Raw genomic sequence first — 20749 nt, forward strand, 5'->3', positions numbered from 1 at the left:
TTCGTATAAAAAAGAACCCGACAAGATTTTACTTTTGTCGGGTTCTTTTTTTTATTTTTTAATACCAATCATTACTTTTATCTGGTAGTTTTCTAAGATTTTTTTGTTGTTTTCAATCTTACCATTTGCGCTAATATACGTTAGTAAAATATTGTATTTTGAATTTTCTATGTTTTGATTAATTTTTACGGCTGAATTATCGTAATTATTTCTACTCTTAAAGGCTGAATTTGAATTAACAAAATCATTTATTTTTAATGGAATTATATCCTCATTGATCTGTAAATTACGATCGTATTTTTTTTGTTGTGATAGTATTGAATAAGGTGTGTTGCCGATAGTGATACAATCTTTACAATCAAAAGAGATGCTGCTATGGATTGTAAAACTAAAATCATAGCCATGAATATTTTCAACGGCATTATCATTTCTTTCATAAAAATAATAACTAAAAGAATCGTTTAAATCGTCTTTTCTGTCATATTCAGATCGATATTCAAAACCTAAACTTTCCATGATTTGATGTGAATCCGGATCTTTATCTTTTTTATAAAGCGCGTCTAATTTTTTGTCAGCGTACGGCAACAGAACTTCAAAACCATAATTTCTATCCAAAAAATAAACAATACTGCTCAATTCCTGTTCTTCTTCAAAAGTCAGTTTTGTTTTTTTATCCTTTTGCATGTAACTTTCAAAGCGAGATAACTGACTGTATTTTGAAACAGAATTGGCACTTTGCGGGCCAGCAATTGAAAACAATCCGGCAATGCACATACTTATAGGGATGAATTTTATTTTAGGATGCTTTTGAATTAAAAAATAAGCTACAACAACCGCAAGCCAAGTTGATAATAACAAAACATAATAACGTTCGTGTGTAAAACCGTAAAGATTAATTCGGTATAAAATAGCCCAAAATAATAGTGCCAATAGTGGAATTAATAAGAAATAAAACCAGCGATTATACGTGCGCATCCAGAGATTTCCGCTTTCATTTGCGATTGGATGAACGAGTAAAAAGGAAAGAATACCAGTAATGGCAAATGCTAAAACTAAATAAGAAACCCAACCAACGGGCAACGAAAGCGTAATAAGAATTTTGGCTTCGTAACAAATTAAAATTACCAGATAAAGACTTATCAAAGGCAATAAAACATATTGCGTGAAATTTTTAAGCCCTTTTGGATAATTTAACTGAAGCGGAACTTCATGATTATCAATTTGAGGAACTCCGTTTAAAAAGAAAATGGTATTGAAGATTCCGCCAATAACGAAAAAGATATAAAGATAAATATTATCGTAAAAATCAAATTTAAATAGTTTTTCGACAGCTAAAATAGCCAAAGCCAAACCGCAATAAAGTACAACGCTATATAACCCAGAAGTTAAAATCCTGAGAAAAAGCTGTTTATTGAATTCCCAAAACTCTTCCTGATTGTACTTTTTTGGTAAAAAACCAGCAAAGGAAACCAAAAGATGCAGCGCAATATTAAGAACAAAAAACTGCTGAAATTCTGTATCTATCATTCGGTCTCTAAAACTAAAAACAAAAGCGACAACCAGCGATCCAAGAATTAGACTTGTGATAAAACGTAAAATGTTCTTTTTGTTCGAACTAAGAAAAAACAAACTCACAGAAAGAAACAGAACCAAACATAAAGAAGAACTCAATAAAGCTTTTTCGAAAAAATGTTTTTTGGGATTGCTGTAATCAAACTCATTAAGTATGATGGCAAAAATAGTTCCCAGAATTGCTGTAATGGTTTCTAAAGGAAATCTAAGAACTGTTTTTTGTATTGCGTTTAATACGTTTTGTAACGAAGGAAGTTTGCTCATTTTTGGGATGGTTAATTTCACACTAAAGAAAAGCAAATGCAAACTAATAACCAAATAAAAACCCCGATCTCTAAACGAATAGAAATCGGGGGTAATATAAGTAAGATTAAAAAGAAATGGACTGTGAAGTCTAAGAATTAATAACCGTTTGAATTAAAAATTAAAGTCCGAATGCAGCTTTTACTTTGTCTACAAAATCAAGTTTTTCCCAAGTAAACAACTCAACAGTTACAGTTTTTGAATGCCCGCCCGGAGCAGCAAAAGTTTTAGTAACAACTTCTGGTTTACGTCCCATGTGTCCGTAAGCAGCAGTTTCGCTATAAATAGGGTTTCTTAATTTTAAACGTTGCTCAATAAAGTAAGGACGCATATCGAATAACTCTTCTACTTTTTTAGCAATTTCACCGTTAGTTAAATTTACTTTAGAAGTTCCGTAAGTTTCGATAAAAATACCCATTGGCTGTGCAACACCAATTGCGTAAGAAACCTGTACAAGAATTTCGTCAGCAACACCTGCAGCCACTAAGTTTTTAGCGATATGACGTGTAGCATAAGCAGCACTTCTGTCTACTTTACTTGGATCCTTTCCAGAGAAAGCACCACCACCGTGAGCTCCTTTTCCACCGTAAGTATCAACAATGATTTTTCTTCCTGTTAAACCAGTATCTCCGTGAGGTCCTCCAATAACAAATTTTCCTGTTGGGTTAATATGGTAGTTGATTTTATCATTAAATAAATGAGCGTGCGTTGGATTTTTTGCAATGATTCTAGGAATCAAAATTTCGATAATATCTTTTTTGATTTTAGCAAGCATTGTAGCTTCTTCATCAAAATCATCGTGTTGAGTTGAGATTACAATCGCATCAATACGAGTTGGTTTGTTATCGTCGCTATATTCTAAAGTTACCTGAGATTTAGCATCCGGACGTAAATAAGTGATTTCATTATTTTCACGTCTTAAAATAGCCAACTCCTGTAATAATTTATGAGATAAATCAAGTGCCAGAGGCATGTAGTTTTCAGTTTCGTTAGTTGCGTAACCAAACATCATTCCCTGATCTCCTGCACCTTGTTCTTCTGGCTTAGCTCTGTCTACACCTTGATTAATATCAGCAGATTGTTCGTGAATTGCTGATAAAATTCCACAAGAATTTGCCTCAAACATGTACTCGCTTTTTGTATATCCAATTTTACGGATTACTTCACGAGCGATTTGCTGCACATCAAGATAAGTATTCGATTTTACTTCTCCGGCCAAAATTACCTGACCAGTTGTAACTAAAGTCTCACATGCTACTTTTGAGTCAGGATCAAATGCTAAGAAGTTATCAATTAATGCATCCGAAATTTGATCTGCAACTTTGTCTGGATGCCCTTCACTAACAGATTCTGACGTAAATAAATAAGCCATAATAATTATTAAATTAAAATTAAGCGAGGAAAATAATTGCTGAAAAAGGCTAAAGGAGAATTCCTGCTTTAGCATTTTTTACTACTGAAATCAATCTTTCAGTATTCATAACGAACCGTTTCATTATGAAGAGGTTGCAATCAGTTCAAATTTTTCCTCTGTATTCGGGTGCAAAAGTACAAAACCATTTTGATTTGCAAATTAAAGTTGAACATTTTTTCTTTTTATAAGCAGAAATTTAACATAATATACTAATTTGATAGGGTAATGGAAAATAAATCAATTTTTGTTTGGTGGATTGAAAAAAAGTTCTCACATTTGCCAAACAAAACAAGAACAAAAATGAATTTAGTTATTAAAAATATGTGTTGCATGATGCCGGAAACTTCCGCAGAGTGCACTATTGTTTAGTATCTAAATCTAAAAATAACAATAAGACCTCTGCAAATCGCAGAGGTTTTTTTTTGATCAAATTTAATTAAACCATATAAGTGATGTAAGAAAATATAAGTGGAGTTTCAAAATAAAACTAAAATGAACTTATATCACTTATATGGTGAAAACAAAATAAAATGAATTCAGTAGTAAATAAAATGATGATGTGTTGTAAGATGTCGATGTGCGTCCAGACCTGCTATTGCCGAAAGTGAAAGATAAAATCTTTGTTATAGTTTCAACTATAAGCCCTTTTGGTAAGCCATCCGAAAGGGCTTTTTTTATTTCCAACAATTAAAATTAAAAATCATGAACACACTAGATATCAATACAATCGCATTTCAATACTTATTAAGAACAGATTCTCAAAAAAACAATAATGCTGAAGAAACCAATAAAGTTTTACAGTACAATCCGGAACAGTATATGAAAAGTCAAAAATCATTACTGTTTCAAATGTATGATCTTGAAGAAGAAGGAGATTTTGTTTAAATCTATTTCAATATCAAAAATCAAATTCAATGTCAATTTCAAAAAATAAAATTCAATTACAATATAAAATCTATTTAACAATATTTAAAAACTAAGAAATCATGAGCACACAAAAATTCGCAACAAACGCACTACACGCAGGACACGATGTAACTAAAAACGGAAGCACAAGAGCGGTGCCAATTTACCAAACATCGTCATACGTATTTAATAATGCTGATCATGCAGCCAACTTATTTGGCCTTGCCGAAGCCGGGTTTATTTACACCAGATTGAATAATCCAACAAATGATGTTCTGGAACAACGTTTAGCAGCGCTTGAGGGCGGAATTGCAGCCGTAGTTACAGCATCTGGAGCATCGGCAATTGCGACGACTTTCCTGACTTTGCTAAAAGCCGGAGATCATATTGTGGCTTCGAATAGTTTATACGGAGGAACTTATAATTTATTAAAAGTGACTTTGCCTCGTTTAGGAATTACAACCACATTTGTGGATCCTGCAAAAGCAGAAAACTTCACCAAAGCGGCAAAAGAAAATACAAGAGCTTTCTTCGTAGAATCGTTAGGAAATCCAAAATTGGATGTATTGGATTTGAAAGCAATTTCTGCGGAAGCCAAAAAATTTAAAGTGCCGTTTATTGTAGATAATACTGTCGCGACTTCTTATTTGTTAAAACCAATTGAACACGGAGCGAATATCGTAATTCACTCTTTAACTAAATATATTGCCGGAAACGGAACTTCATTAGGAGGAGCGATTATCGATGCCGGAACTTTTGACTGGTCTAACGGAAAATTCCCTGAATTTACAGAACCTTCTGCCGGATATCACGGATTAGTGTATCACGAAGCTTTAGGAAATGCTGCTTTTATTGCAAAAGCAAGAATTGAAGGATTACGTGATTTCGGATCTGCTTTGAGTCCATTTAATGCTTTCCAGATTATTCAGGGATTAGAAACATTGCCAATTCGAATTAAAAAACACAGCGAAAATGCTTTAGCTCTTGCCGAATGGTTAGAGAAACAAGATGAGGTGGTTTGGGTAAATTATCCGGGTTTGAAAAATAATAAATATTACGATTTAGCCAAACAATATCTTCCGGAAGGACAAAGCGGAATTATCACTTTTGGATTAAAAGGTGGTTTTGAAGCAGCCAAAAAAGTAGTAGATCAAACGAAATTATTCTCATTGCTGGCCAATATTGGTGATACAAAATCATTAATTATCCATCCGGCAAGTACAACGCACCAACAACTAACAGATGATGAACAACTTGAAACAGGAGTTTCAAAAGATTTGATCAGACTTTCTGTTGGAATTGAAGATATCGAAGATTTAATAGCCGACTTAAAAACGGTTTTTGCAAGTGTGACTCAGTCACAATACAGCATCAATAAAAATTAGGTTTTTTTGTTTTTTGTTTGAAAAATTGCCTTTAGCGAGTGAGTTTTTGCTAAAGGTGATTTTTTATGAGAAAAGCATTCAAGTATAAAGTTTTGAACCATATAAGTAGAGACGCACAGCAGTGCGTCTAAATTATAATCGTCGACACATTATATGAACTTATATAACTTATATGGTTTAATAAATTAAAATTAAAATTATGTCAAAGCTTAAAATAAATATTATCCTTTTCGGAATTGGAAATATCGGAAGCACTTTGATCAATCAGATAATTGAAAGTCAGGAATTTTTTCTGCAAAGTAAAAACATCGATTTTCATTTTCCGATAATCACCAATTCTACAGTTGCTTTTTTCGAGAAAGAAGGCGTTGGATATGCCTGGGAAACCAATTTTGTGCAATTGGCTGTTCCGTTTAAAGTAGAAGATATCATAGAATTTGCAAAAGAAAACGAATTTGAAAATTTGATTGCTGTTGATGCCACGGCGAGCGACGAATTGATAAGTCATTATAATACATTGATTCAAAACGGATTCAATATTGTAGCGGTAAATAAAAAGGCAAATACGCTTCCGCTTGATCTTTATAAAGAAATACGCGAAAATCTTAAAAAGTACGACAAAGAGTTTTTGTACGAAACATCGGTTGATACCGGATTTCCGGTTTTACAGACTTTGAGGGATTTGTATTATTCAGGAGAAAAAATAACAAGGATTCGGGGCGTTTTCTCAGATAATCTGAGTTATGTTTTTAACCGGTTTTCGAATGAAGAAACCACTTTTTCTTCTGTTTTAAAAGATGCCAGTTTATTAGGATTGATGCGTTCTACCTTTAAAGAAGATTTATCCGGAAATGATACAGCAAAAAAACTGCTCATTCTGACCAGAGAAATTGGAAAGGATTTTGAACTGTCGGATATTAAAATCAATTCGCTTATTAAAGAAGAGCATTTAGAGAAAAACGGAATTCTTAATAAAGAAGCGATTGACCGATATTTTAAAATTTCAAAAATCACCCAGGCCGATAATCATGTCTTAAGATACGTTGGTGAATTTGATGTAGAGAAAAACACATTGGAAGTAAAATTAGTTTCAGAATCTGCAGCATCGGCAATTGGACAATTAAAAGGTTCTGATACCATTTTTGAAATCTACACACAATCATATGCCGATGTTCCGATCGTAATTCAGAGTGCTTCGGCTTGTAAACAGGCAATTTCAAGAGGAATTATAACTGACATCTTAAAAGTTGCCGAAAAAATTAAAAATAAGGAAGCAGTTTGGCTTTAAAACCAAATTAAAAAATGCTTTGAAATGTTCTTTGATAAACTGATTTGTGGAAATATTAAGGTGTAAATCAATTATTTGTAAGTTTTTACTTCTGCTTTGTGTAACAAAAGTTTTGTAAGATGTTTTATATCGAAAAAAAGTACTTTTTTGTCGGATTTTCGTATTAATTTATTGTTTTTTATTTGCGTAATTAAAATAATATTGCCATATTTGTTAAACCCAAAAGCTACTGAATCAATGAACTTAAATGTCTATAAAATGTTTTGCGCCATTTCGGTTAAAACCGTTGGGAAGTCTTTTGCTTAAATTGTAAGAAAACAATAAAAACATATGCAAAAGCCTCCCGATAATTTTTTTGGAGGCTTTTTAATTTTATAAGAAAATGCAAGAATTTAAAACAATAAATAAATCACAGATGAATAAGTCCCTACAGATGAACCAAAAGTTCTCTGTCGCATTTATTTGCGTGCGCGTCTGTTGATACTAAAAGTATATATGAGTTTGAAAAACTTAAACCCTTTTGGTATCCCGATCCAAAAGGGTTTTTTTATTTCATTTGGCTTCTTAACAAAATAATAAACGAATAGTAAACATAATAACACAACAAACTAAAACTTAATATCATGAGTACATTAAACTACATCGCAAAAACATTTTCAACATTGAAAAACAGGACTAAAAGAAACAATCCGCCGCCGCCAAAGAATGAATTGATCCATCCAAGGTTCGGAATAACTGAAACAGATAAAAAAGAAGAGAAAAAAGAGCCAAACTCTTTATTGTTTTTGATGTACTCAAAAGAAAATGAAACGCTTTTTATCTAAATCGAAAAGCATCATAGAATAAGGGAAAACCTGCTTAATTTTACTGGGCAAATTGTTCGGTAAATTTTTGCGTACAATAGTTTTAGTTTGAATTATGTTTAAGAAATTGAGCAATCAGTTTCGATAAAATTTGTTTGTTTAAGAAATTAGTAGTTAATTTGCACCTTTAAGTTCAAAAACGTATTGAAATGTTATAAAGAAAGGACGAGGGATTAGACCCGATGAATCCTTAGCAACCCTTCGGTAAAGCGAAGAAGGTGCTGCATTCTACCACGCCAAACGTGGAAAGATAACAACAAGAATTTTTCTAGTTTCATACTAGTTTTTTCTTTCTAATATTTCCAGATACAAATCAATAATACAACAGATTTGAAATTGGAAAATATACCAAACCCCATTAGCATACAAAATTTCACCACCGAAAATGGTGCACTTTACCGTTCGTTACCTTTAAGTTTTACCGTTTTTGGTTTGCCATTACATAGCGCGCCTATTGTTTTGGTCAATCACGCCTTGACCGGAAATGCTCAGGTTACAGGCGAAAATGGCTGGTGGAATGATTTAATTGGCCAGGGAAAAACAATCGATACAAATAGATTCACCGTTTTGGCATTCAATGTTCCGGGTAATGGGACAGATACATTTTTGATCGAAAATTATCAGGATTTTACAACCAGAGATATTGCCAGAATTTTTCTTGAAGGACTTGATGCCCTAAATATAACTCAGGTTTATACAATCATTGGAGGTTCTGTTGGCGGTGGAATTGCCTGGGAAATGCTGGCATTAAAACCAAACATAACTCAAAACCTGATTCCAATTGCAACAGACTGGAAATCGACAGACTGGATGATTGCCAATTGCTTTTTACAGGAACAAATCCTGAACAATTCATCACGACCAATTGAAGATGCGAGAATTCATGCAATGTTGTGTTACAGATCTCCGGAATCATTCAAAGAAAAATTTCAACGTACGACAAACCCAAATCTTTCTGTTTTTAATATAGAAAGCTGGCTGGCGCATCACGGAGACAAATTGCAGAAAAGATACCAATTGGCTTCTTATAAATTAATGAACCAGTTGCTTAAAACCATAGATATAACTCGAAATAGTGAGAGTTTCGAAACCTTAATATCAAAAACAAATGCCACAATTCACATTATCGGAATTAATTCTGACTTGTTTTTTACGGCAAAAGAAAACAGAGAAACTTATCAGGAATTAAAAAAGTTCAAAGACAATGTTTTTTATAACGAAATAGATTCTGTTCACGGACATGACGCTTTTTTAATCGAGTACAAACAATTAGATCATTTACTTGCCGATATTTTTAAGGCAGAAACAATAGCAAAATAAAATGAAAGTATTAAAATTTGGAGGTAAATCATTATCAAACGGAGAAGGACTTAACAAAGTTGTCTCAATTATTTCAGATAAAGTAAATCAGGGCGAACAAATTGCCGTTGTAGTTTCTGCCCGCGGAAATGCTACAGATGAATTAGAATATATTTTAAAAATTGCTGCCAAAAACGGAAATTATAAACCATTATTCGAAAACTTTAAAATCTATCAAATTTCAGATTATCCACAAGTTGATTTATCTGAAGAGTTTACTATTTTAGAAAAACTTTTTGAAGGTGTAAGCTTAATTGGTGATTACAGCAATAAAATTAAAGATCAGATTTTGTCTAAAGGCGAATTGCTTTCGGCTAAATTATTGACTTCGATTTTAAAAGAAAAAGGAATTCCGGCCAATTTTGTTGATGCAAGAGAATTGCTGAAAACCGATTCTAAATTTGGTGATGCACAGCCTTTAGAACAGCTTTCGAAGAAAAATGTTGTCAATTATTTTAAAGAACATAACGGTTCGACTGTAAATATTGTAACCGGTTTTATTGGTTCAAACAACAATAACGACACCACAACCTTAGGAAGAAACGGAAGTAATTACACCGCTTCGTTAATTGCTAATTATTTGAATGCTGAAGAATTACAAAACTTTACACATGTTGACGGAATTTACACAGCAAATCCTGATTTGGTTGCAGATGCTAAAAAAATCGAATTTCTTTCATTTAACGAAGCAAACGAATTAGCCAATTTTGGAGCAACAATTCTGCACGCAAAAACGATTATTCCATTGTTGGAAAAAAATATTCCGCTTCGTATTTTAAATACATTCAATCACGAAAATCGCGGAACTTTAATCACTTCAGATTCTGCAAAAGAAGGAATCAAAACACTTTCGGTATTAGAGAATGTTTCTCTTGTAAATCTTGAAGGTCGCGGATTACTTGGAAAAGCCGGCGTTGATGCCCGAATTTTTAAAGTAATGGGCGATCACAACATCAGTGTAAGTATCATTTCGCAAGGTTCTTCAGAAAGAGGAATTGGGCTTGTAGTGGCGACTGATAAAGCAACAACCGCAATGGTTGAACTAGAAAAAGAGTTTGAAAACGACTTTTATTCTAAAGATGTAAACCAGATTACAGTAACAGACAACGTATCTGTAATTTCAATTATTGGTCAGGATTTAAGTACTTTCCATAAGCCTTACACGGCATTAATTAAAAATAAAATTGTTCCAATATTATTTAACAACACCGTTACGGGTAAAAACGTGAGTTTGGTTGTTAAAAAATCGGAGCTGAATAAAGCTTTAAACGTAATTCACGGTGAGATTTTTGGGGTTTCTAAAAAAATCAACATTGCCATTATTGGTCACGGTTTAGTAGGCGGAACTTTAATCAATCAGATTTTAGAATCAGCTGCAGCCATCGAAAAAAGAAAAGATGTTCGATTGAATGTTTTTGCAATTGCCAATTCTAAAAAATTACTTTTAAATAAAAATGGCGTAACTTCAAACTGGAAAACAGACATTGAAAAAGAAGGTCTTGCTTACACCATTCAGGATATTATTGCTTACGCCAATCAGCATCATTTAGAAAACCTAATCGCGATTGATAATACGGCAAGTGCTTCATTTGTAGAAAATTATATTCCGTTTATAGAAAGCAGTTTCGATTTAATTTCTTCGAATAAAGTTGCCAATACATTAAGCTATGGTTTTTATAAAGAATTGAGAAAAGCTTTGGCAGAAAACCAAAAGAATTATTTGTACGAAACCAATGTTGGTGCAGGATTGCCATTAATTGATACAATAAAATTATTACACCTTTCTGGTGAAAATATCACGAAGATAAAAGGAGTTTTCTCCGGTACTTTGAGTTATTTATTCAATAATTTTTCTGCAAAAGATGTTCCGTTTAGCGAAATTTTAAAAGAAGCAATTGATAACGGATACACAGAACCAGACCCACGCGAAGATTTATGCGGAAATGATGTGGGAAGAAAATTATTGATCTTGGCCAGAGAATTAGATTTGCAAAACGAGTTTGAAGAAATTTCGATTCAGAATTTAATTCCGGAACATTTACGTGATGGAAATGTTTCTGATTTCTTGACAAAACTAAAAGAATTCGACCCAATTTACGATAAAATAAAAGCCGATCAAAAACCAAATCACGTATTAAGATACATTGGTGAATTGTCTGGAGATTTGCAAAATGACAAAGGAAATCTGGAAGTAAAATTGGTTTCTGTTTCTTCAGATACTGCCTTAGGCGGATTAAAAGGTTCTGATTCTTTCTTCGAAATTTATACAGAATCTTACGGAGATCGTCCAATCGTAATTCAGGGAGCCGGTGCAGGTTCTGCGGTTACAGCGAGAGGAGTATTTGGAGATATTTTGAGATTGTCGGATAAAGGATAATATCGATTTTAGATTGCAGAGTTTAGATTTCTGATTTGAGCTCAAACAAAAACAAAAAACAAAAAAAATGAAAGTAACCCTAAACAGAGTAAACGACGCGTTTCATTTCAAACTAAAAAATGAAAGAGGTCATGTAGTTGATGTTGATAGCAGAGCCGAATTTGGCGGAAGCGATTTAGGTGCAAGTCCGATGGAATTAGTATTAATGGGAGTTGCAGGATGCAGTGCTATTGATATGATTTCGATTTTAAAGAAACAGCGTCAGGAAATAACATCCTTTAATGCTGAGGTCGAAGGCGAGCGCGTGCAAGTTGACGAAGCAAAACCTTTTAAAGAAATCAATGTCGTTTTTTATTTAGAAGGCGATATTAATCCTGAAAAAGCCCAACGCGCTGCACAGCTTTCTTTCGAAAAATATTGTTCAGTTGCCAAAACAGTTGAGCCAACAGCAACAATTAAATACAAAGTTGTGTTGAACAACGAAGCTTTATAATTAGAAAATGAGTCAATTAGAGAATTAGATAATTTTTAGATGAAGATTAACTAATGCTCTATAAAGTTTAAGTTTTAAGTTCTTGTTTTAGGCAATGCAGAAAACTTGAAACTTGAAACATGAAACAAGAAAAACAAACAAAATGAACGAACAAGAATTTGGTTTTGAAACACAAGCCATCCGTACACATTTAGAAAAAACACAATTTCAGGAACATTCAACTCCTTTGTATTTATCATCGAGTTTTGTATTTGAGGATGCCGAAGATATGCGAGCCTCTTTTACAGAAGAAAAAGTCCGCAATATTTACTCTCGTTTCAGTAATCCAAATACCACAGAATTTGTTGACAAGGTATGTGCAATGGAAGGCGCCGAAGCTGGTTATGCTTTTGCAACCGGAATGGCAGCGATATATTCTACATTTGCCGCTTTATTGGATTCTGGCGATCACATTGTATCTGCAGGAAGTGTTTTTGGGTCTACGCATGCGTTGTTTATGACTTATTTCCCAAAATGGAAAATTGAAACTTCTTATTTTGATATCAATAAACCAGAAACAATAGAAAGTTTCATCAAGCCAAATACCAAAATTTTATATGCAGAAACGCCAACAAATCCAGGTGTCGATGTAGTAGATTTGGAATTATTGGGTCAAATTGCAAAAAAGCATAATTTGATTTTAATAATCGACAATTGTTTTGCCACGCCATACATTCAGCAGCCTATTAAATATGGCGCTCACATCGTGATTCATTCAGCAACAAAATTAATCGATGGGCAAGGACGCGTTTTAGGCGGAGTTGCAGTTGGAGAGGCTGAATTGATTCGTAAAATATACCTGTTTTCAAGAAATACAGGACCGGCAATGTCACCGTTTAATGCCTGGGTTTTGTCAAAAAGTTTAGAAACTCTGGCAGTTCGTGTTGATAAACATTGCGAAAATGCTTTAAAAGTAGCGGAGTTTTTAGAAAATCACCCAAATGTAGAAAGCATTAAATATCCGTTTTTAAAATCGCATCCAAAATATGAGATTGCCAAAAAACAAATGCTTTTAGGGGGTAATATCATCGCCATTGAAATTAAAGGCGGAATCGAAGCCGGGCGAAAATTTTTAGACAAGATAAAATTATGTTCGCTTTCGGCAAATATTGGAGACGTGAAAACGATTGTAACGCATCCAGCCTCAACAACACATAGTAAATTGTCTGTTGAAGAAAAACTGGCAGTAGGAATTACAGAAGGTTTAGTGCGTGTTTCTGTAGGTTTAGAAACAGTAAAAGATATTATTGCTGATTTAGATCAGGCGCTTTCTTAGATAATTTAGATTTTATACTTTAGATTTCAGATTTAAAAATCCGGAATCATTACTATAAATAACGATTTTTAGCTGTAATTCTATTACTGTTAAAAATCGTTATTCTATTTTGTAATAGTTTGAGTAAAAAGTATATTTTTGTTTGAATTAAAATTCAAATCTATTTAATAATCATAAACTTAAAACCAAACCAAACATGAGTAACTCTACTTACATTATTGACGAAGAATTGTTCGCTTCTAAAGGAAGCCGTATCCTAAATTATATTTTAGATATTATTTTTATTATGTGCTTAATATTTGCTTTAGCTTTCATATTGGCCATCTTAGCTGGTCTTTTTCAATGGAACGGAATATTACTTTGGTTAAGTGATATGGGTGATCTTAGTGGTCAGATAGTTTTTATTGGAGTTACAATTTTTTATTATACAATTACAGAAGGGTTTTTAGGAAGATCATTGGCAAAACTTATTACAGGTACAATTGTGGTAAATGAAAACGGTGAAAAACCATCTTTTGGTACTTTTTTGAAAAGAAGTTTATGTCGTTTAATTCCATTTGAAGCTTTTTCTTTTTTAGGTGATTCAGGTAGAGGTTGGCATGATACAATATCTGATACATATGTAGTTAACAAAAAAGATCTGGCGGAAAATTTAAAAACGTTTCATGAGTTTAATTTAATTGGAGTTCAGGAAGTAGAAGCGTAAAGAAGGAATGAAAAATATAAAATTAAAAAACACCGATCAAAAGAGTAGTGACTTTATCTATATTCTTGAAAAGAAATTATTAACTTTTGATCGTGATCGTTTTTTTAACTGTATTATTGATTTTGTCTTTATACTTGTCACAATATTCATGGTTACATTTGTTATTGTAATTATAGGGAATATTTTGCAATGGGATATCTATAGAATGTGGGAAGAAACTTTGATTAGTCTTGGATTCATAGGAACGTATCTTTCTTTTGCAATGGTCTACTATTTTATTTTTGAAGGTCTCTTGGGTAGAACTTTAGGTAAAATTATTACGGGCAGCGTTGTAATTAATGAGTATGGTCTAAAGCCGGGTTTTGGCGCAATTTTCAAAAGGACATTAAGTCGTCTTATTCCTTTTGATGCTTTATCTTTTTTGGGAGAATCAGGAAGAATGTGGCATGATTCTCTTTCTGATACATATGTTGTTGAGAAAAACATATTAGAAGATCAAATGAAATTGCAGGAATTGAATTTAATTGGAACTGAAGATATAATTTGATAGGCTAAGTAGAATTTAAATCTTATTCTGTGATTATTCTCATATAAAAAGTATATTTTTGTTGTTTAAAAATATGAAGATTTGTGATTTAGCTAAAAATCTAAAATCTCAACTCAACAATTAAAATATAAAGAAGTGCTTTCAAAGAAAACAAAATACGGAATTAAAGCTTTAACTTATTTGGCCAGACGCGAAAACAACGAGCCTGTACAAATTGCCGAAATTGCCAAAAGTGAACATATTTCGATAAAATTTTTAGAGAGTATTTTGCTGTTACTTAGAAATTCAGGTTTTCTTGGTGCAAAAAAAGGAAAAGGCGGAGGCTACTATCTGATAAAAGATCCGAAAGACATTAGTATGGCAAAAGTCTATCGTATTCTCGAAGGTCCAATTGCATTGTTGCCTTGTGCAAGTCATAATTTTTATGAAAGATGTGACGATTGCGATGATGAATCTACATGCGCTGCAAGACGTTTAATGACTGAAGTTCGTGATAATACGCTTAAAATTCTTGAAAGTAATTCACTGGCAGATATTGCATTTTAGTCAATTTCTGTTCTCAATAAAAAAAGACCTTTTCAGTAAATGGAAAGGTCTTTTATTTTTGTCCTGCAAGGTTTTCAAAACCTTGTAGGTATATCTATGTAGGTATCGTATAACGTTAAATATTTTTTACCGCAGAGATCTATCTAAGAACTTTAAAAAACACAAAGTTCACAACGCTTTGCGTACTTAGCCTGTGAAAACACAACTTAAATCTTAGTGAACTCTGCGAAAAACCTTTGTGATCTCTGCGTTAAAAAATAATTAGGATGTATAAATCTTTAATGTTTCTCCACAACATTTAGCGTTGATCCTTAGATATCTCTAAATAGATATCTATTAGAATCATATTTACAAAGTTTTGGAAATTTTGCGGGATTGGAATTTTATTCTAAAAAATCAATTTATATCCGGCAATGAAAAGCATTATAGCAATGGCATTTCTCAGCAATAAATCGGGTACTTTTCCGCTTAACATGCTTCCTATAAAAATTCCAGGAAGAGATCCCATTAATAATTGACCAAGTAAAACCAAATCTAAATTTCCCATTGAGGCATGTCCAATTCCGGCAACAAGAGTTAAGGGAACAGCGTGCGCAATTTCGGTTCCAACCAAACGAGGTGTTGGTAAAAGCGGATAAAGAAAAAATAAAGTAACCGTACCCAGAGCTCCGGCACCAATAGAAGTTAGTGTTACCGTAGCGCCTAATAAAACCCCAATTCCAATAGTAAGCATATTTTGAGTATGACTTTCACTATGAAATTTATCTCCGGCATGTTTTTGAGAAAAGACTAAAAGTTTCTTTTTAAACAAAATAGCTACTGATGTAAAAAGAAGTGCCCATCCCAAACTGTACTTTATTACAGCATTTATAGTTGAAATATCAGTTTTAATACTATTTAAAATCCAAAGTGTAAGCAAAGCCGCCGGAACACTGCCCAAAGTAAGCCAGCCTGTAATAGACCAATTGATATTTCCTTTTTTATGATGGACAAATACGCCTCCCATTTTGGTAAAAGCAGCATATAATAAATCGGTACCAACTGCTGTGGTTGGCGGAATACCAAACCATAATAAAATCGGAGTCATTAAAGAACCTCCGCCAACACCTGTTAATCCAACAACAAAACCAACCACCAAACCTGCAATTACAAGACCAATCTGAAAATCCATAATAAATATTTGGCGTAAAAGTAACAACAATTTTATAATTATCCTATGGAAATGGTAGACATTAAAAGATGTATTTAAAAACCAAATGTTTAGTAAATGTTTGTTGTTTAAATAAGATGAAATATGCTGTTATTTGTTAAAATATTCCGTTGAAACTTTAAATATTTCGTTATAGTGTAATTAATGGATTATTAAGGGGTTAAAAAAATAAAAATATTGTTTTGATATTTAGAAATAAGTAGTATTTTTGCAAAGTAATCTAGTAAGCCGATAGGGTAATAGATTTTTTAAAAAAGAAACATAGAAATATGGAGAAAGAACTGAAAATAAATAGTGTTGATGTAAAGACTGATACGTCGATAAAAGAAAAATTATGGGTTATCATACCGGTAGTTTTGCTTGTAGGGTTGTTAAGTACTTTGATCTACAATCATTATGCTGACTTTTCATGGAATGGTTTTGTTTCAGGATTTAATCAGGAGTTTTTGGTTTTTTTCTTTATTGGTATTTTTGCTCAGTTGGTAGACGGAACTTTAGGAATGGGATACGGAGCAACTTCAACCTCTTTTTTATTGGCTTATGGGGTTCCGCCGGTTGTGAGTAGTACAGCGGTCCATGTATCTGAAATGTTTACAACAGGAGCATCGGCGCTTTCTCATCATCGTTTTGGAAACATCAATAAAAAACTGGTAAAGCATTTATTGATTCCGGGAGTTTTAGGTTCAATTACTGGAGCTTATTTACTATCAGATGTTATCAATGGAGATTTTATCAAGCCATTTATTGCAGTTTACATGATTATTTTGGCTGTTATTATTATCAAAAAAGCATTGAAAAAAACAATTGTAAAAAAGAAAACAAAAAAATTAAGTGTTTTGGCTGCTTTTGGAGGTTTTATGGATTCTGTTGGCGGTGGAGGCTGGGGACCAATTGTAACTTCTACATTGTTAGGAAGAGGAAGAAATCCACGTTACACTATTGGTTCAGTAAATGCGGCTGAGTTTGCCATTTCGTTTGCAAGCGGAATTACATTCATGCTTTTTGGAGGAATTCACGGTTGGCAGGTAATCATCGGTTTGATTTTAGGAGGTGTAATTGCAGCACCACTTGGAGCTTACCTTGTAAATAAAATCAAAAGAAAACCAATGATGATTGCAGTTGGAATTTTAATTATATTATTGAGTTTAAAAACATTATCTAAATTATTGTAATCGATTTTTTAGGAAGGAAAGAGAATATGAGCGCGACAATTATACAATCATTATTAGATAAAACAAAAGATCTTTCGCTTGACGAAACATTAGTTTTTTTAGCAAATGAATTTCCGGGAAAAGTGATTTTTTCGACATCTTTTGGTCAGGAAGATCAGGTAATTACAGATTTTATTGCAAAAAGTAATACTGATATTACCATTTTTACATTAGATACTGGAAGACTATTTCAGGAAACTTATGATGTTTTTCACAAAACATTAAAAAAGTACAAAAGACCAATTGAAGTTTATTTTCCGGAAGCTACAGCAGTAGAAAATTTATTAAAAACAAAAGGACCTAATAGTTTTTACGAATCGGTAGAGAACAGAAAAGAATGCTGTTTTATTCGAAAAGTAGTTCCGCTACGAAAAGCTTTAGCTGGAAATTCAGTTTGGATAACAGGTTTAAGAGCAGAACAATCGGAAAACAGACAAGATTTGAATTTGTTTGAATACGATGGAGGTTTCGAAATCATCAAATTCAATCCATTATTAAAATGGACTTTAGAAGAAGTTGAAGCGTATTTGCAAGAAAACAATGTTCCTCAAAATGCTTTACATAAACAAGGTTTCGTAAGTATAGGATGCGCGCCATGTACAAGAGCCATTTTTCCCGGAGAAGATATCAGAGCCGGAAGATGGTGGTGGGAATCAAGTCATAAAGAATGTGGTTTGCATAGCGCTAAGAAAGAGTAAAGAAGCAAGAGAATAGAGTAAAGAGAATAGAACAAAGAGGAAAGAATTAAGATTTAAAGTTCCGGAGGAACGATTTATATTGTAGCGTCGGGTTTTAACCCGATGGAGAATAGAATAAAGAATATAGAGAATAGAATAAAATGTTGAGAGTATCAGAATCAAGCAAAAATTTGAAACTTGAAACCTGAAACAAACAAAATATCAAACAAAAAAACAATGAGTTCAGTATTAAAAACAAACGCTTTAGAGAGTGAAGCAATATACATTTTCAGAGAAGTAATTTCACAGTTTGACAAACCGGTTTTACTTTTCTCTGGAGGAAAAGATTCTATAACATTAGTGCGTTTGGCACAAAAAGCATTTTTCCCTGCAAAGATTCCGTTTCCTCTTTTGCACGTTGATACGGGACATAATTTCCCTGAAACAATTGCTTTCAGAGATAAATTAGTAGAAGAATTAGGATTAGAGTTGATCGTTCGTAATGTTCAGGATGCTATTGATGAAGGAAAAGTGGTAGAAGAAACTGGTAAATATTCTAGTAGAAACAGCTTGCAGACAACAACACTTTTAGATGCAATCGAAGAATTTAAGTTTGATGCTTGTATTGGTGGTGCACGTCGTGATGAAGAAAAAGCTAGAGCAAAAGAGCGTATATTTTCAGTTCGTGACGATTTTGGTCAATGGGATGAAAAAAACCAACGTCCGGAATTGTTTGATATTTTGAATGGAAAAATAGAAAATGGTCAAAACGTTCGTGTTTTCCCAATTTCAAACTGGACAGAATTAGATGTTTGGAGTTATATTGAAAAAGAACATATTGAGATTCCGTCAATCTATTTTTCACATAAAAGAAAAGTTTTTTTGAGAGACGGTTTAATCTGGTCACATTCTCCTTATGTGTACCAAGAAGAAGACGAACAAATCGAAGAAAGAATTGTTCGCTTCAGAACCGTTGGAGATATGAGTTGTACAGCCGCAGTTGAATCATATGCAGCAACTATCCAGGAAGTTGTAGGAGAGATTAGAGAATCTACCATTTCTGAAAGAGGAGCCAGAATCGATGATAAACGTTCTGAAGCCGCAATGGAAAAGAGAAAACAACAAGGATATTTTTAATTCAATTAAAAATTTAGAATTAAAAATTAAAAATCTCTACAGTAAAATTCAAAAACAAAAAAACAACAGGTTTAAATTTTAGACAAAGTTTTTCAAAACTTGAAACTTGAAACAAAATTAAAACCTGAAACAAATATTAAGATGGAAGTTTTAAAAATAGCAACAGCAGGAAGTGTAGATGACGGAAAAAGTACTTTGATCGGAAGATTATTGTATGATACAAAATCATTGACGACAGACAAAATAGAAGCAATCGAAAAAAGCAGTAAACAAAAAGGGTACGATTATCTTGATTTTTCTTTGGCAACTGATGGATTAGTAGCTGAAAGAGAGCAAGGAATCACGATTGACGTTGCACATATTTATTTTTCGACTGCAAAGAAAAGTTACATTATTGCCGATACTCCGGGTCACGTAGAATATACCAGAAACATGGTTACAGGAGCTTCGACTTCTCAGGTTTCTATCATTTTAATTGATGCCAGAAAAGGTGTAATTGAGCAGACTTATCGTCACTTTTTTATCAATAATTTATTGAGAGTAAAAGAGGTAATTGTTGCGATTAATAAAATGGATTTAGTTGATTATTCAGAAGAAGTTTTCAATAAAATCAAAGCCGATTTTCAGGCATTAAATGCAAAAAGCACATTTAAAGAGCAAAACGTAAGTTATATTCCGTTAAGTGCAATCAACGGTGGAAATGTAGTTGATAAATCGGAGAATATGACTTGGTACGATGGTCAAACTGTATTGGAACATTTAGAAGGATTGCATTCTTCAGATGTTTTTGAAGCAGGAAAAGCACGTTTCCCGGTTCAAACCGTTATTCGCCCGAAAACAGAAGAATACCACGATTTTAGAGGTTACGCAGGAAAATTATACGGAAACTCAATTAAAGTTGGAGATGCTGTAACAGTTCTTCCTTCTTTAACAGAATCAAAAGTTTCAAAAATTCACTTTTTCGATAAAACATTTGACGAAGCCGTTGCAGGTTCATCGATCACAATCGAATTAGAAAATGATATTAATGTTACCAGAGGCGATATGATTGTAAAATCATCTGAACTTCCAAAAATTGAAAAAGAAATCACAACAACAGTTTGTTGGATGGACAGTAAAAAACTGGTTGCGGGTACAAAATATATTGTACAGCACAACACAAACTCGGTTTTAGCAAAAGTAGAAAGTATCAAAAATACAATCTCAACCGATTATTCAGGAACAAAAGAAGCATCGCAATTAGCGATCAACGAAATTGGAGAAGTAACCATCAAATTAAGCAAGCCTTTATATTTTGATGCCTATAACGATAACAAATCAAACGGAGCATTTATCTTAATTGATACAGCAACGAACACAACAGCAGGAGTAGGATTCATTAGATAGTTTTCACTGCTGTAAGCAATAAGCTTTAGGCTGTAAGCTTTTAGCAAAAAATGT

Annotated in this window: 18 protein-coding genes and 1 riboswitch; of the genes, 15 read left to right on the forward strand and 3 right to left on the reverse strand. The window is 33.0% G+C overall.

The window, feature by feature from the left end; all coding sequences use genetic code 11:
- Positions 1 to 51 precede the first annotated feature (51 nt).
- Positions 52 to 1836, reverse strand: a complete 1785-nt coding sequence (locus tag RT99_RS18100; protein ID WP_042566149.1) for a DUF4153 domain-containing protein — start codon at positions 1834 to 1836, stop codon at positions 52 to 54.
- Between the two features lie 160 nt (positions 1837 to 1996).
- Positions 1997 to 3247, reverse strand: a complete 1251-nt coding sequence (metK, locus tag RT99_RS18105) for a methionine adenosyltransferase (protein ID WP_042566150.1) — start codon at positions 3245 to 3247, stop codon at positions 1997 to 1999.
- Positions 3248 to 3991: 744 nt separating this feature from the next.
- Here metK and RT99_RS18110 point away from each other — a divergent pair.
- From RT99_RS18110 to RT99_RS18160, 11 genes are all read left to right on the forward strand, one after another.
- Positions 3992 to 4174: a hypothetical protein gene (locus tag RT99_RS18110; protein WP_042566151.1), complete on the forward strand. Its 183-nt coding sequence runs from the start codon at positions 3992 to 3994 to the stop codon at positions 4172 to 4174.
- 101 nt (positions 4175 to 4275) lie between these two features.
- Positions 4276 to 5580 carry an O-acetylhomoserine aminocarboxypropyltransferase/cysteine synthase family protein gene (locus RT99_RS18115; RefSeq protein ID WP_042566152.1) on the forward strand — a complete coding sequence of 435 codons (1305 nt, stop codon included), beginning with the start codon at positions 4276 to 4278 and terminating at the stop codon, positions 5578 to 5580.
- A 199-nt stretch (positions 5581 to 5779) separates the two neighbouring features.
- On the forward strand, positions 5780 to 6868 hold the full coding sequence (locus tag RT99_RS18120; protein WP_042566153.1) for an aspartate kinase: 1089 nt from the start codon (positions 5780 to 5782) through the stop codon (positions 6866 to 6868).
- 623 nt (positions 6869 to 7491) lie between these two features.
- Complete coding sequence (locus tag RT99_RS18125) at positions 7492 to 7692, forward strand: hypothetical protein (RefSeq protein ID WP_042566154.1); 201 nt, start codon at positions 7492 to 7494, stop codon at positions 7690 to 7692.
- A 188-nt stretch (positions 7693 to 7880) separates the two neighbouring features.
- Positions 7881 to 7988, forward strand: a riboswitch (SAM riboswitch).
- A gap of 79 nt (positions 7989 to 8067) precedes the next feature.
- On the forward strand, positions 8068 to 9051 hold the full coding sequence (locus RT99_RS18130) for an alpha/beta fold hydrolase (protein WP_242607225.1): 984 nt from the start codon (positions 8068 to 8070) through the stop codon (positions 9049 to 9051).
- Between the two features lies 1 nt (position 9052).
- On the forward strand, positions 9053 to 11467 hold the full coding sequence (gene thrA / locus RT99_RS18135; RefSeq protein WP_042566156.1) for a bifunctional aspartate kinase/homoserine dehydrogenase I: 2415 nt from the start codon (positions 9053 to 9055) through the stop codon (positions 11465 to 11467).
- Positions 11468 to 11534: 67 nt separating this feature from the next.
- On the forward strand, positions 11535 to 11960 hold the full coding sequence (locus tag RT99_RS18140) for an OsmC family protein (protein WP_042566157.1): 426 nt from the start codon (positions 11535 to 11537) through the stop codon (positions 11958 to 11960).
- A 142-nt stretch (positions 11961 to 12102) separates the two neighbouring features.
- Positions 12103 to 13275 (forward strand): PLP-dependent aspartate aminotransferase family protein, encoded by a 1173-nt coding sequence (locus RT99_RS18145; RefSeq protein WP_042566294.1) that lies wholly within the window; start codon positions 12103 to 12105, stop codon positions 13273 to 13275.
- 196 nt (positions 13276 to 13471) lie between these two features.
- Positions 13472 to 13981 (forward strand): RDD family protein, encoded by a 510-nt coding sequence (locus tag RT99_RS18150; RefSeq protein WP_042566158.1) that lies wholly within the window; start codon positions 13472 to 13474, stop codon positions 13979 to 13981.
- A gap of 7 nt (positions 13982 to 13988) precedes the next feature.
- Positions 13989 to 14528, forward strand: a complete 540-nt coding sequence (locus RT99_RS18155) for an RDD family protein (protein ID WP_042566159.1) — start codon at positions 13989 to 13991, stop codon at positions 14526 to 14528.
- A gap of 135 nt (positions 14529 to 14663) precedes the next feature.
- Positions 14664 to 15074, forward strand: coding sequence for an Rrf2 family transcriptional regulator (locus tag RT99_RS18160; protein ID WP_008466594.1), 411 nt, complete (start codon positions 14664 to 14666; stop codon positions 15072 to 15074).
- Positions 15075 to 15462: 388 nt separating this feature from the next.
- Here the strand turns inward: RT99_RS18160 and RT99_RS18165 are convergent, their stop codons facing one another.
- Positions 15463 to 16245, reverse strand: coding sequence for a sulfite exporter TauE/SafE family protein (locus RT99_RS18165; protein WP_042566160.1), 783 nt, complete (start codon positions 16243 to 16245; stop codon positions 15463 to 15465).
- A gap of 308 nt (positions 16246 to 16553) precedes the next feature.
- Between RT99_RS18165 and RT99_RS18170 the strand changes: the two genes are divergently transcribed.
- From RT99_RS18170 to RT99_RS18185, 4 genes are all read left to right on the forward strand, one after another.
- The gene (locus tag RT99_RS18170) at positions 16554 to 17456 is read left to right on the forward strand and encodes a sulfite exporter TauE/SafE family protein (RefSeq protein ID WP_042566161.1); all 903 of its coding nucleotides are present in this window, start codon (positions 16554 to 16556) and stop codon (positions 17454 to 17456) included.
- A gap of 26 nt (positions 17457 to 17482) precedes the next feature.
- Positions 17483 to 18193, forward strand: a complete 711-nt coding sequence (locus RT99_RS18175; protein ID WP_042566162.1) for a phosphoadenylyl-sulfate reductase — start codon at positions 17483 to 17485, stop codon at positions 18191 to 18193.
- A 198-nt stretch (positions 18194 to 18391) separates the two neighbouring features.
- Positions 18392 to 19309, forward strand: a complete 918-nt coding sequence (gene cysD, locus RT99_RS18180) for a sulfate adenylyltransferase subunit CysD (RefSeq protein ID WP_305809585.1) — start codon at positions 18392 to 18394, stop codon at positions 19307 to 19309.
- 141 nt (positions 19310 to 19450) lie between these two features.
- Positions 19451 to 20695: a sulfate adenylyltransferase subunit 1 gene (locus RT99_RS18185; protein ID WP_042566296.1), complete on the forward strand. Its 1245-nt coding sequence runs from the start codon at positions 19451 to 19453 to the stop codon at positions 20693 to 20695.
- The last annotated feature ends 54 nt before the right edge of the window (positions 20696 to 20749 follow it).

Source organism: Flavobacterium sp. MEB061 (genome assembly GCF_000834715.1).
GTDB lineage: Bacteria > Bacteroidota > Bacteroidia > Flavobacteriales > Flavobacteriaceae > Flavobacterium > Flavobacterium pectinovorum.

Excerpts from the sequence above, each read along its gene's own strand:
- RT99_RS18155 (WP_042566159.1), top strand. The coding sequence starts at position 13,989 with ATGAAAAATATAAAATTAAAAAACACCGATCAAAAGAGTAGTGACTTT.
- RT99_RS18140 (WP_042566157.1), top strand. The coding sequence starts at position 11,535 with ATGAAAGTAACCCTAAACAGAGTAAACGACGCGTTTCATTTCAAACTA.
- RT99_RS18175 (WP_042566162.1), top strand. The coding sequence starts at position 17,483 with ATGAGCGCGACAATTATACAATCATTATTAGATAAAACAAAAGATCTT.
- RT99_RS18120 (WP_042566153.1), top strand. The coding sequence starts at position 5,780 with ATGTCAAAGCTTAAAATAAATATTATCCTTTTCGGAATTGGAAATATC.
- RT99_RS18145 (WP_042566294.1), top strand. The coding sequence starts at position 12,103 with ATGAACGAACAAGAATTTGGTTTTGAAACACAAGCCATCCGTACACAT.
- RT99_RS18150 (WP_042566158.1), top strand. The coding sequence starts at position 13,472 with ATGAGTAACTCTACTTACATTATTGACGAAGAATTGTTCGCTTCTAAA.
- RT99_RS18110 (WP_042566151.1), top strand. The coding sequence starts at position 3,992 with ATGAACACACTAGATATCAATACAATCGCATTTCAATACTTATTAAGA.
- RT99_RS18185 (WP_042566296.1), top strand. The coding sequence starts at position 19,451 with ATGGAAGTTTTAAAAATAGCAACAGCAGGAAGTGTAGATGACGGAAAA.
- metK (WP_042566150.1), bottom strand. The coding sequence starts at position 3,247 with ATGGCTTATTTATTTACGTCAGAATCTGTTAGTGAAGGGCATCCAGAC.
- RT99_RS18100 (WP_042566149.1), bottom strand. The coding sequence starts at position 1,836 with ATGAGCAAACTTCCTTCGTTACAAAACGTATTAAACGCAATACAAAAA.
- thrA (WP_042566156.1), top strand. The coding sequence starts at position 9,053 with ATGAAAGTATTAAAATTTGGAGGTAAATCATTATCAAACGGAGAAGGA.
- RT99_RS18125 (WP_042566154.1), top strand. The coding sequence starts at position 7,492 with ATGAGTACATTAAACTACATCGCAAAAACATTTTCAACATTGAAAAAC.
- RT99_RS18165 (WP_042566160.1), bottom strand. The coding sequence starts at position 16,245 with ATGGATTTTCAGATTGGTCTTGTAATTGCAGGTTTGGTGGTTGGTTTT.
- RT99_RS18115 (WP_042566152.1), top strand. The coding sequence starts at position 4,276 with ATGAGCACACAAAAATTCGCAACAAACGCACTACACGCAGGACACGAT.
- RT99_RS18170 (WP_042566161.1), top strand. The coding sequence starts at position 16,554 with ATGGAGAAAGAACTGAAAATAAATAGTGTTGATGTAAAGACTGATACG.